The organism is Kordiimonas sp. UBA4487, assembly GCF_002389025.1.
Lineage (GTDB): Bacteria > Pseudomonadota > Alphaproteobacteria > Sphingomonadales > Kordiimonadaceae > Kordiimonas > Kordiimonas lacus.
Window position 1 is genome coordinate 454,000 of sequence record NZ_DGNR01000003.1, and the last position, 15,957, is coordinate 469,956.

The following is a 15,957-nucleotide window of genomic DNA, read 5'->3' on the forward strand; positions in this document are numbered from 1 at the left end:
AGCCTGTCATCGCCCACCATTCTCTTCTCTTTCCCGACATTGGTTCCTGATATACTACTGCTGGCTGGCCATGCCATCGGTGTGACGCCCAATATGTGCCGTCCAGGGGATTCGGAATGCCATCGATATGACCAATAAAAAAGACAGCAAGGCAACCGGGCATGACCCGGACGGTGATTCTCCCGCTGCAGAAGGGGAAGGCAGAATCGTGATCGAGGCGACCTGGGCCCCGAAGGACCCGCGCGACCGGTTGTATGATGAAGATGCGACGGCGTCAGAGCGCACCATGTCCCTGATCCGGGTGATTGCGGCATTTCACCCCGTTTTGAACAGTGTGCTGCTTGTAGGCCAGCTGTTGCGCCGTATGCCCAGGTGGGCACTGGCAGTGTTGCTGGTTATTACTGCGGCGGGGTTGGTTTATCTGGCCGCCTGATTTCGAGTTCGGACGTCGCCCTAAAGCACGCGAGCGCGGCAGTGTTAAAACAATCGAAAATCGTCAGTTGCAGGGACTGTGAGTGCTTCGAACAGGAGGCGGGCAGGGCGGGCTATTTTTGGCGGTTTTCTCCCGAAAAAACGCGAGCCGAAAAAAAGTGTCAAAAAAGCCGTTGACAGGGGCGGGGGTGCGGCTTAAACACCCCCTCACACAAGAGCCGCGCGGGTGTAGCTCAGTTGGTTAGAGTGTCGGCCTGTCACGCCGAAGGTCGCGGGTTCGAGCCCCGTCACTCGCGCCACTCTTGTTGTAAAGAAAGCGTTCAGGCTTTGCCTCGAACGCTTTTTTCTTTTCAGCCGTCCGCGGACACGTTTCCTTCATCGCGCACGGCGAACCAATAGGCCCAAAAAATTAACAAAACCTGCAAAGATGAAGGCGACTGCCAGTGCATATGCGCGGACAGGTCATAAAGGCAAGCCGTTGCCGGATACGAGAGTTAGCAGCCTGGTAGCAGGCAGTGGCAGAAGAAGGATCGATAGTATGATTAATGGCGTGGTCATGTGCTGCACTCTTTTCTTTGGGACAGTGACCTCAACCATATTGATCAGGCTACTTTCGGCCAGCCGCCAAGAGTGAATAAGGCACTTTTGCAATTGCGGGATTACACGCACCGACAGCGGGTCAAAAAAAATCCAAAAAATACGTTTTGTCCGTTGACACGGGCGGCCTGAAAATTTAAACACCCCTCACGCAAGACGCGCGGGTGTAGCTCAGTTGGTTAGAGTGTCGGCCTGTCACGCCGAAGGTCGCGGGTTCGAGCCCCGTCACTCGCGCCACTTGCCTCCCTCCTAGAGGGCAGTACAGAAAACGCGTTCCGGCCTGTCCGGACGCGTTTTTTTGTTTGGCCCGTCCAATATCCTGCAAATGCGCCAAAAAACCGCAGGAGATAAGCTTTTCATTAACTAAAAGCATGCCTATACTCACGCCCTCAGGCGCCAGGGGCAAATTCGCCCTTTACGGATCGAAAATCGGCCTTTAAAAGGGCGCTGTAATTAGGGCCAATAATCAAAAAGGGACTCCCATGGAGTCGTTGCTGATACAATATTTTCCGATCCTGATTTTCCTCGGGATCGCCATTGCTTTTTCACTGATTTTTGTTGGCGCTGCGATGCTGATCGCAAAACAGCGACCCGACAGTGAAAAGCTGTCTGCGTACGAGTGTGGATTTGAAGCATTTGAAGACAGCCGTCATCAATTCGATGTCCGCTTCTATCTCGTCGCTATCCTGTTCATTATCTTCGATCTCGAGATCGCCTTCCTGTTCCCTTGGGCCGTGTCCCTGGGCGAGATCGGGCTGTATGGTTTCTGGTCGATGATGATCTTCCTCGGTGTGCTGACCGTAGGTTTTGTATACGAGTGGAATAAAGGAGCGCTGGAATGGGAGTAACATCCGCAAAAAATCCCGGTGCGTACAACACGCTGTCACCAATCCCACCAGTAAGCGAGGGTGATCTGCTTGAGGGTCTCAACGAAGAACTGACTGAAAAGGGCTTTGTTGTCACCAACCTCGAGGATCTGATCACCTGGGCCCGGACGGGTTCGCTGTGGTGGATGACGTTTGGTCTTGCGTGCTGCGCCGTTGAGATGATGCATACCTCGATGCCGCGTTACGACGTGGAGCGTTTTGGTTTTGCCCCTCGTGGCAGCCCACGCCAGTCGGACGTGATGATCGTCGCCGGTACGCTGACGAACAAGATGGCACCCGCCATGCGCAAGGTTTATGACCAGATGTCGGAGCCACGTTATGTGATCTCCATGGGGTCCTGCGCCAATGGTGGCGGTTATTATCACTATTCCTATTCGGTTGTTCGGGGCTGTGACCGCATCGTGCCGGTTGATATCTATGTCCCCGGCTGTCCTCCCACCGCGGAAGCACTTCTTTATGGTGTGCTTCAGCTGCAGCGTAAGATCCGCCGCACCGGGACCATCAACCGTTAGATCGAGTACGAGGCGCCGCCACCAGTTGGGGGCGCTTCGCTGTGTGCCTGCGGCACCTCTGCCGCACATCAAAAAGGAGCGCGTCAGCGCATGACTGATAAGGCATTAAAGTCACTGGGCGAGCACATCGCTACCAGTCTGGAAAACGAGGTCATTTCCACCAGTGTCGCTTTTGGCGAGCTGACGGTGGTAGCCCGCGCGGAGCATGTTCAGAAAGTGCTCACTTTCCTGCGCGATGACCAGGAATGTATGTTCAAGCAACTGATCGACCTGTGCGGTGCCGACTATCCTGAGCGCACCCGCCGGTTCGATGTTGTGTATCACCTGCTCAGTGTGCAGCTGAACCAGCGCATCCGCGTGAAAGTGGAAACCGATGCCGACACCCCGGTGCCTTCGGCAATTGACGTATTCCCGGCCGCCGGTTGGTTCGAGCGCGAAGCGTGGGATATGTACGGCATCTTCTTTGCCGATCACCCGGACCTTCGCCGCATGCTGACGGATTATGGCTTCCAGGGCCATCCGCTCCGTAAGGACTTCCCGCTGACCGGCTTCGTCGAGTGCCGCTATTCCGAGGAAGAAAAACGGATTGTGTACGAGCCTGTGAAGCTGAAACAGGAATTCCGCAACTTCGATTTCATGAGCCCATGGGAAAGCGCCAAGTATGTGCTGCCGGGTGACGAGAAAGCCGACGATGCCGCTGAGAGTAAAGAGGGGGCGAAATAATGGCTGAGGTTGATATCAAGAACTATTGCCTGAATTTCGGCCCACAGCACCCTGCGGCGCACGGCGTACTGCGGATGGTGATGGAGCTGGACGGTGAGATCGTTGAGCGGGTGGACCCGCACATCGGGCTGCTGCACCGTGGTACTGAGAAGCTGATTGAGCACAAGCAGTATCTGCAGGCAATGCCGTACTTCGACCGCCTCGACTATGTGGCGCCGATGAACCAGGAACATGCTTTCTGTATGGCTGTCGAGAAGCTCGCCAGCATCGAAGTGCCTGAGCGCGGCCAATATATTCGCGTGCTGTTCTCCGAGATCGGGCGTATCCTCAACCACATCTTGAACCTGACGACCCACGGTATGGACGTCGGCGCGTTGACCCCGATCCTATGGGGCTTCGAAGAGCGCGAAATCCTGATGGAATTCTATGAGGCGGTTTGTGGTGCGCGTTTGCACGCAGCCTACTTCCGCCCAGGCGGTGTACACCAGGACCTGCCAGCAGGCCTCGCCGAGCGCATCATGAAATGGACCGAAACATTCCCGAATACCCTTGCGGATATGGAAGCGCTCCTGATTGATAACCGTATCTTCAAGCAACGGAATGTGGACATCGGCGTGTTCGACGCAGATGAAGCGCTGGCATGGGGCTTTACCGGCCCGATGCTTCGCTCTACCGGCGTTGCCTGGGACCTGCGTAAAGCGCAACCCTATGAAGTATATGACAAAATGAACTTCCAGGTCGCTATCGGTAACGCGGGTGATTGCTATGATCGCTTCATGCTCCGAATCGCTGAGATTCGCGAGTCGCTGAAGATCATTCGCCAGTGCCTGAACGATATGCCAGCTGGTCCGGTCATGTCGACCGACCCGAAGATTTCGCCACCACGTCGCGCCGAGATGAAGCGGTCGATGGAAGCGCTGATCAACCACTTCAAGCTCTATACCGAAGGCTTCAAAGTGCCTGAAGGCGAAGTTTACGCCGCGGTTGAAGCGCCGAAGGGTGAATTTGGTGTGTATCTGGTGTCTGACGGCTCCAACCGTCCGTACCGCTGTAAAATCCGGGCACCCGGGTTCGCACACCTTCAGGGCATGGATTACCTTCTGAAAGGTCACATGCTTGCTGATGCTCCGGCAGTACTTGGGGCTATGGACATTGTATTTGGTGAGGTTGACCGATGAGTACGGCACCAGAAAAATTTGTGTGGACCTCGGAAAACGAGAAAACCGCGCAAGCGCACATCGCAAAATACCCGGAAGGGCGCCAGCAAAGTGCTGTGATGCCGCTTCTTGATCTGGCCCAGCGCCAGAATGGTGGCCATGTGACGCAGGAAATCATGGAATATATCGCTGACTATCTGGACATGCCGGCAATCCGGGTTCAGGAAGTGGCGACTTTCTATACCATGTATAACCACAAGCCGATTGGTAAGCACCACGTTCAGGTGTGTGGCACGACGCCATGCTGGCTGCGTGGCAGCGACGATATCATGAAGGCTTGCAAGTCCAAGCTGGGTATCGAGAAGGGTGAAACCACCAAGGACGGCATGTTCACGCTGAGTGAAGTTGAATGTGCAGGCGCTTGTGTGAATGCGCCTGTTGTTGCAATTGATGACGATTATTTCGAGGACCTGACGCCTGAAACCATGACCGAGCTACTTGATAAGCTTGGGAAAGGCGAGGCTGTTAAGCCAGGCCCGCAGATCGACCGCAAGAACAGCGCGCCAGCCGGTGGCCCAACCACGCTTAAGGGCGACAAAGGGGAGGATGCATAATGCTTGCTGATAAGGATCGCATCTTCACAAACCTTTATGGTTTCGAGAGCCCCGGCATCGACGCCGCCATGAAGCGCGGTGACTGGGACGGCACCAAAGACATTATCGCCAAGGGCAAAGACTGGATCATCGGTGAGATGAAAGAGTCCGGCCTTCGCGGCCGTGGTGGTGCGGGCTTCCCGACGGGCCTCAAGTGGTCCTTCATGCCGAAGGAAACCGATGGTCGTCCGTCTTATCTCGTAATCAACGCGGACGAGGGCGAGCCCGGTACCTGTAAAGACCGTGACCTGATGCGCCACGATCCACACAAGCTGATCGAAGGCTGCCTGATCGCGGGCTTCGCCATGAACGCCGTGGCGGCTTACATCTATATCCGCGGTGAGTTCTTCCGCGAAGCCGAAGCGCTTGAGCGCGCGATCAAGGAAGCCTACGACAAGGGCTTCATTGGCAAAAACGCCTGCGGTTCCGGCTATGATTTCGACGTCTATGTGCACCGCGGTGCGGGCGCCTACATCTGCGGTGAGGAAACCGCGCTGATCGAAAGCCTTGAAGGCAAGAAGGGTCAGCCGCGGCTGAAGCCTCCGTTCCCTGCGAACGTAGGTGTGTGGGGCTGCCCAACCACGGTTAACAACGTGGAATCGATTGCGGTTGCGCCAACCATCCTGCGCCGTGGCGGCGCCTGGTTCGCCGGCCTTGGCCGTCCGAACAACACAGGCACGAAGGTTTTCTCCATTTCCGGTCACGTGAACAATCCGTGCAACGTGGAAGAAGAGATGGGCATTCCTTTGAAGGAACTCATTGAGAAGCACGCTGGCGGCGTACGCGGCGGCTGGGATAACCTGCTGGCCGTGATCCCGGGCGGGTCCTCAGTGCCGGTTCTGCCAAAAGAGATTTGTGACACCGTGCTGATGGATTTTGACAGCCTGCGTGAAGTGCAGTCAGGCCTTGGCACCGCTGCGGTGATCGTGATGGACAAATCCACGGACATCGTGAAGGCCATTGCGCGCCTGAGCGAATTCTACAAGCACGAAAGCTGCGGCCAGTGTACGCCGTGCCGTGAAGGTACGGGCTGGATGTGGCGTGTGATGGAGCGGCTGGTTGAAGGCAAGGCTGACAAGTCCGAGATCGACTCGCTCCTTGATGTCACAAAACAGATTGAAGGCCACACCATCTGCGCGCTTGGCGACGCGGCGGCTTGGCCGATCCAGGGTTTGATGCGCCACTTCCGTCATGAAGTGGAAGCGCGTATCGATGCATATCATGCCAAAGCGGCTGAATAGAGCGCATGGCAAGGAGAGTTAGATGCCCACGCTAACCATTGATGGAAAAGAAGTAACGGTAGAGCCGGGAACAACGGTTCTGCAGGCGTGTGAGGAAATCGGCGTTGAAGTGCCGCGTTTCTGTTATCACGAGCGTCTGTCGATCGCTGGCAACTGCCGTATGTGCCTTGTTGATATGGAAAAGGCACCGAAACCGATCGCAAGCTGCGCGATGCCTGCGGGCGACGGTATGGTGATCCACACCAACACCGAGCGTGTGAAGAAAGCACGCGAAGGTGTGATGGAATTCCTGCTGATCAACCACCCGCTGGATTGCCCGATCTGTGACCAGGGCGGCGAATGCGACCTGCAGGACCAGGCTGTGGCGTTCGGTGGCGGCAAAAGCCGCTACGACGAGAACAAGCGCGCCGTTGAAGACAAATACATGGGTCCGCTTATCTCCACCACCATGACACGCTGCATTCACTGCATGCGCTGCGTGCGCTTCTCAAGTGAAGTGGCGGGTGTGGAAGACATGGGTGCCCTGTGGCGCGGTGAGCATACGGAAATCACTACCTACCTGGAAAAAACGCTCGATAGCGAAATGTCCGGTAACGTGATTGACCTGTGCCCGGTTGGCGCGCTGACCAGCAAGCCATACGCCTTCACGGCGCGGAGCTGGGAGTTGAAGCACACCGAAAGCATCGATGTGATGGACGCTCTGGGCTCCAACATCAATGTGGACACACGCGGCTCTGCCGTGATGCGTATTCTGCCGCGTCTGAATGAAGACGTGAACGAAGAGTGGATTTCCGACAAAACCCGCTTTGTCTATGACGGCCTGAAGAAGCGCCGCCTGGACCGTCCATACGCCCGCAAGAACAAGAAGCTTGAAGAAGCGACCTGGGCTGAAGCGTTTGAAGCGATCAAGAAGAAGCTCAAAGGCGTCAAGGGCGAGCAGATTGCTGCTATCGCTGGTGACCTTGCAGACATGGAAGCCATGCTGGCGCTCAAGGACCTTCTGGGCACGCTGGGCTCGAGCCGCGTGGAAGGCCGTCAGGACGGCGCAGCGCTTGATGCAAGCGTACGCGCGGGCTACCTGATGAACTCTGGCATCGCCGGTGTTGAAGAAGCTGACTATCTGTTGCTGGTTGGCTGTGACCCACGCGCGGAAGCGCCGGTACTCAACAGCCGTATCCGCAAGGCAGTCCGCCACATGGGCCTCAAGGTTGGTCGCATCGGCGCCGAAGCTGACCTGACATACAAGGTTGAAGACTTTGGCGACGACGCGAAGCTGCTGAAGTCAGTGCCTACTGGCCGTCATGCCGCCGCGAAGGCGCTCAAGGCCGCCGAAAAGCCAATGATCATCGTTGGTCAGGCTGCGCTGGCCCGGGAAGACGGTGCTGCAATCCTGAAGGCTGCCCGCGACGCCGCAGACAAATACTGCGTCAAGGACGGCTGGAATGGCTTCAACATATTGCACACGGCGGCAAGTCGGGTTGGTGCGCTGGACCTGGGCCTCACCACCGAGGGCGGCGTGAACGCCATCCTTGATGATGCGGCTGCTGGTGAGGTCAAGGCTGTGTTCCTGCTGGGCGCGGACGAAATCGACACCGCCAAGCTGAAGAAAGCCTTCACGGTTTATATCGGCACGCACGGCGACGAAGGCGTGAAAAACGCTGATGTGATCCTGCCGGCTGCAGCCTATACCGAGAAGTCTGGCACTTACATCAACACAGAAGGCCGCGTACAGCGCACGGAAAAGGCCGTGTTCGCACCGGGCGATGCCCGCGAAGACTGGACAATCCTGCGGGCGCTGTCTGACGTGGTTGGCGAAACGCTACCATACAATACGCTGGCTGCACTGCGCACCCGTCTGGCGGAAGTGGCACCAGCCACGGCAACGCTTGATGAAGTGCCAACCGAAGCCTGGGGCGACTTTGGAACCAAAGGCGATATCGCTGAAGGCGCCATCAAGCCAATCATCGATAATTTCTACATGACCAACCCGATCGCCCGCGCCAGCCAGATTATGGCTGACTGCGTAGCGGCCCGGGAAGGTGTAGCTGAGGAGGCGACAGGAACCCATGGTTGAGGCGCTTTACACACTGTTCGGCGGTGAGGGTCCTTTCTTCTATTTCCTTGCGATCCTCGCTTCCATCTTCGCGATTGTGCTGCCGCTTCTGATCTCGGTGGCATTCGCGGTATATTTCGACCGGAAAATCTGGGCGGCGGTTCAGATGCGTCGCGGCCCGAACGTGGTTGGCCCGTTTGGCCTGCTGCAATCCTTCGCTGACGGACTGAAGCTGTTCCTGAAGGAAACCGTGATCCCGGCGGGTGCGAACAAGGTGATCTTCCTGATTGCTCCGATGATCACCTTCACGCTGGCACTGATCAGCTGGGCTGTTGTGCCCTTCGGTGAAGGCGTCGCGATTGCGGACCTGAATGTGGGCATCCTTTATCTGCTGGCGATCTCCTCGCTCGGCGTATACGGCATCATCATGTCCGGTTGGGCATCAAACAGCCGCTACGCTTTCCTGGGTGCGCTGCGGTCTGCAGCACAGATGGTATCCTACGAGGTCTCCATTGGCTTCGTCCTGGTATGTATCCTGGTGTCTGTGGGTTCCCTGAACCTGACGGATATTGTGGTGGCACAAAAGGGCGGCGCACACATGTGGAACATGTGGGTCTTCGCACCTGTGTTTGTGATCTTCTTTATCTCGGCACTGGCGGAAACCAACCGTCCACCGTTTGACCTTCCGGAAGCGGAAGCTGAACTGGTGGCGGGTTATCAGGTGGAATATAGCTCGATGGCATTCGCGCTCTTCTTCCTGGGCGAATATGCCAACATCCTCTTGATGTCTGCTGTGATGGCGATCCTCTTCATGGGTGGCTGGTACGCACCGCTGCCGGCGCTGGACTTCATCCCCGGCATTGTTTGGCTGACCCTCAAGATTGCCCTGATGTTCTGGATGTTCGCGATGGTGAAGGCATTCGTGCCGCGGTACCGCTACGACCAACTGATGCGCCTTGGCTGGAAAGTGTTCCTGCCGCTGTCGCTCGCGTTCGTCGTCATTTACTCGGGCCTCGCCGTTTACGGCGTTATCGGCAATATCGGATAGGAAAGGCTTGAAACATGAGTACATTTAAGCAAGCCGCCAAGACGTGGATCCTTTGGGAATTCCTCTGCGCTTTTTGGCTGTCGGTGAAATATTTCTTCCGACCTAAGGTGACAATTAACTATCCATACGAAAAAGGCCCGCTGAGTCCACGCTTCCGTGGCGAACACGCCCTGCGCCGCTACCCCAACGGGGAAGAGCGCTGCATTGCCTGTAAGCTCTGTGAAGCCATTTGTCCGGCGCAGGCCATCACGATTGAGGCCGAGCCACGCGAAGATGGCTCCCGCCGCACGACACGCTATGACATTGACATGACCAAATGCATTTACTGCGGTTTCTGTCAGGAAGCGTGCCCGGTGGACGCGATTGTTGAGGGCCCGAACTTCGAGTTCGCGACCGAGACACGCGAAGAACTCATGTATGACAAGAACAAGCTGCTCGCCAACGGTGAGCGCTGGGAGCGCGAGATTGCGGCGAACATCGCCGCCGACGCGCAGTATCGCTAAACGAAGGGCAGGGGACGATAATCATGGACTTTAGCTCAATGCTTCCAGTCGCTGCGTTCTGGCTGTTCGCTTCGATTACCATTCTATCAGGCCTTCTGGTGATTTTGGCCAAGAACCCGGTACATTCGGTGCTGTGGCTTATCCTGGCCTTCTTCAGTGCTGCTGGTCTCTTCGTCCTGATGGGCGCGGAATTCTTGGCGATGCTGCTGGTCATTGTATATGTGGGCGCGGTTGCCGTGCTGTTCCTCTTTGTCGTGATGATGCTCGATATCAACTTTGTCGAGCTTCGCCAGGGCATCATGCAGAACGCGCCGATTGGCGTTGTTGTTGGCCTTGTGCTGCTGGCCGAGCTGGGGACGCTGGGCGCTGCCTGGCACTTCGGTGACGATGTGGCCAAGAATGCGGCGGCACCAACGCCCGTTGTCGAGCAGGTGGAAAACACAGCTGCACTCGGGAACATTATTTACACCGACTATATTTTCATCTTCCAGATGTCTGGCCTCATTCTTCTTGTGGCGATGATCGGCGCGATTGTGCTGACACACCGCACCCGTCCTGGCGTACGCCGCCAGGATGTATCGAAGCAGAATGCGCGCCGTCCGGAAGACGCATATGAACTCGTAGATGTAGAAGTTGGTAAGGGCGTCGCCCTGCCAACGAAGAAAGGCTAGGGGGCGATAGTCCATGACTATTGGGTTAGGACATTATCTGACGGTCGCCGCGATCCTCTTCGTATTTGGGGTCCTCGGTATCTTCCTCAACCGGAAGAACGTCATCATCATTCTTATGTCGGTCGAGCTGATGCTTCTGGCCGTCAACATCAACCTTGTGGCCTTCTCTACCTACCTGCAGGACATGGTGGGCCAGGTGTTTGCCATGTTCGTGCTGACGGTGGCTGCTGCTGAGGCGGCGATTGGTCTGGCGATCCTCGTGGTTTATTTCCGCGGCCGTGGTTCCATCGCGGTTGAAGACATCAACCAGATGAAGGGGTAGGACAATGGAAACAGCTGCTAAGTTTATTGTATTCCTGCCGCTTGTCGGTTTCCTGATCGCAGGCATGTTTGGCCGCACCATCGGCGACCGTGCCAGCCAGATACTGACATCGTCGCTGGTGACCATCGGCGCGATCCTGTCATGGCTGGTGTTTGTTGATGTGGCGCTTGCGGGCAACAAGTTCGTTGTGACGCTTCTTGACTGGGTTAAGTCAGGTGACCTTGAGTTCGCCTGGGCGCTGCAGGTTGACACGCTGACCGCTGTGATGCTGGTTGTTGTCAATACGGTGTCCGCGCTGGTGCACTGGTATTCCATGGGCTACATGGAAGAAGACCCTGACAAGCCGCGCTTCTTTGGGTATCTGTCGCTCTTTACCTTCGCGATGTTGATGCTCGTTACCTCCGATAACTTGGTGCAGATGTTCTTCGGTTGGGAAGGCGTAGGCTTGGCGTCCTATCTGCTGATCGGCTTCTGGTTCAAGAAACCAAGCGCGAACGCAGCCGCCATCAAGGCTTTCGTTGTGAACCGCGTTGGTGACTTCGGCTTTGCGCTGGGCATCTACGCTGTGTTCCTGTTGACCGGCTCGGTGCAGTTCGACGTGATTTTCAGCACCATTGGCAACTATGAGACGGCGACGCTGAGCTTCCTCGGCCACGAATATCACGCCATCACGGTTGTCTGCCTGCTGCTGTTTGTGGGTGCCATGGGTAAATCCGCCCAGCTTGGCCTGCACACATGGCTGCCGGACGCGATGGAAGGCCCGACGCCTGTGTCTGCGCTTATTCACGCGGCAACTATGGTAACGGCGGGTGTGTTCCTGGTGGCGCGCTTCAGCCCTGTGTTTGAATATTCCGACTATGCGTTGCAGGTAGTTGCGATCGTTGGTGCGACCACAGCTTTCTTTGCGGCGAGTGTTGGTCTGGTTCAAAACGATATCAAGCGCGTGATTGCTTATTCGACCTGTTCGCAGCTTGGCTATATGTTCTTCGCCCTTGGCGTAGGCGCATACGGCGGCGCGATCTTCCACCTGTTCACGCACGCCTTCTTCAAGGCGCTGTTGTTCCTGGGTGCGGGTTCCGTGATCCACGCCCTGCACCACGAGCAGGACATGCGCAAGATGGGCGGTCTGTTCAAGAAGATCCCAATCACCGGCACTGTCATGACAATTGGTACGCTGGCGATCACCGGCTTCCCACTGCTGTCGGGCTATTATTCCAAAGATCTGATCATCCAGGCTGCCTACGCGTCTGACAGTTCAGTGGCCCAATATGCCTTCGTTATGGGTGTGGCCGCAGCGCTGATGACCAGCTTCTACAGCTGGCGCCTGGTGTGGATGACCTTCTTCGGTGAAACTCGTGCGAAGCAGAAATATTTCGATGCGGCACACGAAGGCCCGATCACGATCATGGGGCCATTGCTGCTCCTTGCAACGGGCGCAGTCTTTGCCGGTGCGGTGTTCAGTCGCTACTTCGTTGGCGAAGATCGTGTTGCCTTCTGGAATGGCTCGCTGGTTACCCAGATGGGTGATGTGATGGACGCGGCACAAGGCGTGCCGATGGGCGTGACGCTGGCACCGTTCGTTGTGATGGTTCTGGGCTTCTTCATCTCCATGATGTTCTATGCCCCCCGCATTACGATGCCAAAGTTTGCGGCAGCAGGCCTCGCGGTTCTGACGCTGGCGCTCTTTATCGCCGCCAAGTTCACCGACCTGCATCACATTGGCTTCATGAAGTACGTTGGCTATTTCGCGGGCTTTGCCTTCGCCATCTTCTACTACGCGTACCTGTACGCGGCCGGGAAGGTGACGAATGACCTGCCACAGCGTACCGCCACCATGTGGAACGGCCTTTATGCCTTCCTCTTGAACAAATGGTACTGGGATGAGCTCTATGACTTCCTGTTCGTACGTCCGGCCTTCTGGCTTGGTCGCGTGTTCTGGAAGCGCGGCGACGAGCAAACCATCGACGGGTTCGGCCCGAATGGTGTGTCGTCCACGGTGGCTCTGGTTGCTGCCAAGGCCCGCAAGCTTCAGACTGGTTACGTCTATCACTATGCCTTCGCCATGATCATTGGCCTGGCCGTCGTGGTGACATGGTTTATGGCCCAAAGTGGCGCACACTAAGGGCAGGGGATAAGTAAAATGGAATTTTTCTCGAATAACCTGCTCAGCCTGATGATGTTGATCCCGCTTTTGGGGTCAGCTCTTATCCTGATCATTCGTCATCAGGATAAAGAGATCGAAAAACGGAACATCCGTCAGGTTGCGCTGCTGGCGACAATCTCCACCTTTATCCTCAGCATTTTCCTGTGGGTTGGCTTCGATAACTCCAGCGCGGACTTCCAGTTTGAAGAACGCTACAGCTGGGTTGGGGACATTAGCTACTATGTCGGTGTGGACGGTATTTCCATGCTGCTGGTGGTGCTGACAGCCTTCCTGATGCCAATCGTGATCCTGTCGAGCTGGGAATCGATCGAGACGCGCGTGAAGGAATATATGATCGCGCTGCTGCTGCTTGAAACGCTGATGATTGGCGTGTTTACAGCGCTCGATATCTTCCTGTTTTATGTCTTCTTCGAAGGCGGCCTGATCCCGATGTATCTGCTGATTGGCGTCTGGGGTGGCTTGAACCGGATTTATGCCGCGTTCAAATTCTTCCTCTATACACTTCTGGGGTCTGTGCTGATGCTGGTGGCTGTGTTCTACATGTATGTGGAAACCGGCACGACAGACATCCCGATGCTGATGAACCATGAGTTCGCGGCTGATGTTCAGAACTGGCTGTGGCTGGCCTTCTTCGCCTCCTTCGCGGTGAAGATGCCAATGTGGCCGGTACACACCTGGTTGCCTGACGCGCACGTGCAGGCGCCAACGGGTGGTTCTGTGATCCTGGCGGGCGTGCTCTTGAAAATGGGGGGGTATGGCTTCCTGCGGTTCAGCCTGCCGATGTTCCCGGACGCGACTGAGCATTTCGCCTGGCTTGTCTTTGCGCTGTCGATCATTGCGATTGTCTATACATCGCTGGTCGCGCTGGTGCAGGAAGACATCAAGAAGCTGATTGCTTATTCGTCTGTCGCCCACATGGGCTTCGTGACAATCGGTATCTTCATCCTGAATACCAATGGTATTGAAGGCGCGATCTTCACCATGCTGAGCCACGGTATCGTCTCTGGCGCACTGTTCCTGTGTGTCGGCGTGATCTATGACCGCCTGCACACAAGGGAAATCAGCCGTTATGGTGGCCTGTCCGTCAACATGAAGATCTATGCGACCACGTTCGTGATTTTTTCGATGGCGTCTGTTGGCCTGCCAGGAACAAGCGGCTTTATCGGCGAATTCCTGGTGCTGAATGGCGCTTACGCTTACAACAGCTGGGTTGCCTTCGGTGCTGCCACGGGTGTGGTTCTGGGCGCTGCCTACATGCTGTATCTGGTACGCCGCCTCGTGTTTGGTGAACTGGACAAAGACGATGTGAAGGCGATGCCTGACCTGACCCTGCGCGAGAAGCTGATCTTCCTGCCGCTGTTGATTGTGGTCTTCTGGATGGGTATTTACCCGAACAGCTTCCTTGAGCCGATCCACGCATCCGTGGAAAATCTCATCCAAACTGATTTTTCATCTGCAGCCGAGCATGCGGAAGGTGTAACCACCTCTGCTGCTGCAGCACGTTAAGGAGTACAAACCGATGACCGGTGACATTCCATCCCTCGTTCCCGTGATGCCGGAAATTATGCTGGCAATTGGCGCGATGGTGCTGCTGATGCTTGGTGTGTTTCAGGGCGACAAAAGCTATGGCCAGGTTTCCAACCTTTCCATCCTGCTTCTGGTAGCCGCCGCAACCGTGCTGGTGACAAAAGTTGGTGGTGAGCGCCAGTTGACGTTTGGCGGCATGTTCGTGACCGACAGCTTCGCCGTGTTCACCAAAATCCTGGTGCTTGCGGGCTCTGTGATTGCGATCCTGATGTCCGGCAACTTCATGAAGCAGCATAAAATCGCCAAGTTCGAATATCCGATCCTGATCCTTATGGCCACGCTTGGCATGATGGTGATGATTTCTTCGAACAACATGATGACGCTTTATGTGGGTCTCGAGCTTCAAAGCCTTTCGCTTTATGTGCTTGCAGCCATGAACCGGGAGCGCACGCGTTCAACGGAAGCGGGCCTGAAGTATTTTGTTCTGGGCGCGCTGTCGTCCGGCATGCTGCTTTACGGCGTATCGCTGGTGTATGGCTTCGCAGGTACCGTGGACTTCGACCTGCTCGCGTCCTCACTGAAGGGCCAGGAAAGCACGTCCATGGGCGTCGTTGTCGGCATGGTGTTCCTGATGGCAGGCCTTGCCTTCAAGATCTCCGCCGTGCCGTTCCACATGTGGACGCCGGATGTATATGAAGGCTCGCCAACGCCTGTGACAGCGTTCTTTGCCGCGGCACCCAAAGTTGCTGCGCTCGCATTGCTCGTTCGCGTGTTGTTTGGCGCTTTCCCTGGTATGATACAGGAATGGCAACAGGTCATCGTCTTTATCTCCGTCGCCTCCATGCTGGTGGGTGCCTTCATTGCGCTGGTACAGACCAACATCAAGCGCCTGATGGCATATTCAAGCATCGGCCATGTTGGGTATGCGCTTGTGGGCCTTGCGGCTGGCACGCAGGCGGGTATTGAAGCACTGCTGATCTACCTTGCCATCTACCTGACCATGACACTGGGTACCTTTGGTGCCATCCTGTGCATGCGCCGCTCCAACGGCATGGTGGAAGACATTTCCGACCTGTCGGGCCTGAGCCAGAGCAACCTGCCACTGGCCATCGGCATTGCCATCTTCATGTTCTCGCTGGCGGGTATTCCGCTTCTCGCGGGTTTCTGGGGCAAATGGTATGTGTTCCTGGCAGCTGTTGAAGCTGGTCTTGTGCCACTTGCCATCGTTGGCGTGCTGACAAGTGTTGTGGGCGCTTTCTATTATATCCGTATCATCAAAGTGATGTTCTTCGACGATCCAGCACCTGCCTTTGAAGGCGGTCAGGGCAATGGCATCAGCTTCGTGATCGGCGTGAGCGCCCTGATCAACTCGCCAGTCAGCTACTTCATATTGATTGCGCCACTCGTGAGCGCAGCGGGCTGGGCCGCCCAGTCCCTGCTGTTCTAGTGACGGGCAGCGACCATCAA

15 protein-coding genes and 2 tRNA genes are annotated in these 15,957 nt (G+C 56.2%); all 17 read left to right on the forward strand.

Features of this window, described 5'->3' with window-relative positions; all coding sequences use genetic code 11:
* Positions 1-127 precede the first annotated feature (127 nt).
* Entirely contained in the window at positions 128-433 is a 306-nt protein-coding gene (locus B3Z17_RS03465; RefSeq protein ID WP_286828559.1) for a hypothetical protein, read from the forward strand.
* Between the two features lie 221 nt (positions 434-654).
* Positions 655-731: transfer RNA gene (locus tag B3Z17_RS03470), tRNA-Asp, on the forward strand.
* A gap of 458 nt (positions 732-1,189) precedes the next feature.
* Positions 1,190-1,266: transfer RNA gene (locus B3Z17_RS03475), tRNA-Asp, on the forward strand.
* 245 nt (positions 1,267-1,511) lie between these two features.
* On the forward strand, positions 1,512-1,877 hold the full coding sequence (locus B3Z17_RS03480) for an NADH-quinone oxidoreductase subunit A (protein ID WP_068149414.1): 366 nt from the start codon (positions 1,512-1,514) through the stop codon (positions 1,875-1,877).
* Positions 1,868-2,428, forward strand: coding sequence for a NuoB/complex I 20 kDa subunit family protein (locus tag B3Z17_RS03485; RefSeq protein WP_241493399.1), 561 nt, complete (start codon positions 1,868-1,870; stop codon positions 2,426-2,428). The genes B3Z17_RS03480 and B3Z17_RS03485 overlap by 10 nt, the downstream gene beginning before the upstream one ends.
* Positions 2,429-2,518: 90 nt before the next feature.
* Entirely contained in the window at positions 2,519-3,151 is a 633-nt protein-coding gene (locus B3Z17_RS03490) for an NADH-quinone oxidoreductase subunit C (RefSeq protein ID WP_068305998.1), read from the forward strand.
* A complete protein-coding gene (locus B3Z17_RS03495) occupies positions 3,151-4,329 on the forward strand; it encodes an NADH-quinone oxidoreductase subunit D (protein ID WP_286828560.1) in 1,179 nt (392 codons plus the stop codon). The genes B3Z17_RS03490 and B3Z17_RS03495 overlap by 1 nt, the downstream gene beginning before the upstream one ends.
* On the forward strand, positions 4,326-4,922 hold the full coding sequence (gene nuoE / locus B3Z17_RS03500) for an NADH-quinone oxidoreductase subunit NuoE (RefSeq protein WP_286828561.1): 597 nt from the start codon (positions 4,326-4,328) through the stop codon (positions 4,920-4,922). The genes B3Z17_RS03495 and nuoE overlap by 4 nt, the downstream gene beginning before the upstream one ends.
* Positions 4,922-6,202 (forward strand): NADH-quinone oxidoreductase subunit NuoF, encoded by a 1,281-nt coding sequence (gene nuoF / locus B3Z17_RS03505; RefSeq protein WP_286828562.1) that lies wholly within the window; start codon positions 4,922-4,924, stop codon positions 6,200-6,202. Before nuoE ends, nuoF begins: the two co-directional genes overlap by 1 nt.
* A 22-nt stretch (positions 6,203-6,224) precedes the next feature.
* Positions 6,225-8,276 (forward strand): NADH-quinone oxidoreductase subunit NuoG, encoded by a 2,052-nt coding sequence (nuoG, locus tag B3Z17_RS03510; RefSeq protein WP_286828563.1) that lies wholly within the window; start codon positions 6,225-6,227, stop codon positions 8,274-8,276.
* Positions 8,269-9,303 carry an NADH-quinone oxidoreductase subunit NuoH gene (gene nuoH / locus B3Z17_RS03515; protein WP_286828564.1) on the forward strand — a complete coding sequence of 345 codons (1,035 nt, stop codon included), beginning with the start codon at positions 8,269-8,271 and terminating at the stop codon, positions 9,301-9,303. The genes nuoG and nuoH overlap by 8 nt, the downstream gene beginning before the upstream one ends.
* Before the next feature lie 14 nt (positions 9,304-9,317).
* Positions 9,318-9,806 (forward strand): NADH-quinone oxidoreductase subunit NuoI, encoded by a 489-nt coding sequence (nuoI, locus tag B3Z17_RS03520; protein ID WP_068306021.1) that lies wholly within the window; start codon positions 9,318-9,320, stop codon positions 9,804-9,806.
* Positions 9,807-9,829: 23 nt separating this feature from the next.
* Positions 9,830-10,477, forward strand: coding sequence for an NADH-quinone oxidoreductase subunit J (locus B3Z17_RS03525; protein ID WP_206594915.1), 648 nt, complete (start codon positions 9,830-9,832; stop codon positions 10,475-10,477).
* 13 nt (positions 10,478-10,490) lie between these two features.
* A complete protein-coding gene (gene nuoK, locus B3Z17_RS03530) occupies positions 10,491-10,799 on the forward strand; it encodes an NADH-quinone oxidoreductase subunit NuoK (RefSeq protein ID WP_068306024.1) in 309 nt (102 codons plus the stop codon).
* A 4-nt stretch (positions 10,800-10,803) separates the two neighbouring features.
* A complete protein-coding gene (gene nuoL / locus B3Z17_RS03535) occupies positions 10,804-12,921 on the forward strand; it encodes an NADH-quinone oxidoreductase subunit L (RefSeq protein ID WP_286828565.1) in 2,118 nt (705 codons plus the stop codon).
* An 18-nt stretch (positions 12,922-12,939) separates the two neighbouring features.
* Entirely contained in the window at positions 12,940-14,469 is a 1,530-nt protein-coding gene (locus B3Z17_RS03540) for an NADH-quinone oxidoreductase subunit M (protein ID WP_286828566.1), read from the forward strand.
* A 13-nt stretch (positions 14,470-14,482) separates the two neighbouring features.
* Positions 14,483-15,937, forward strand: coding sequence for an NADH-quinone oxidoreductase subunit NuoN (gene nuoN, locus B3Z17_RS03545; protein ID WP_286828567.1), 1,455 nt, complete (start codon positions 14,483-14,485; stop codon positions 15,935-15,937).
* Positions 15,938-15,957 lie beyond the last annotated feature (20 nt).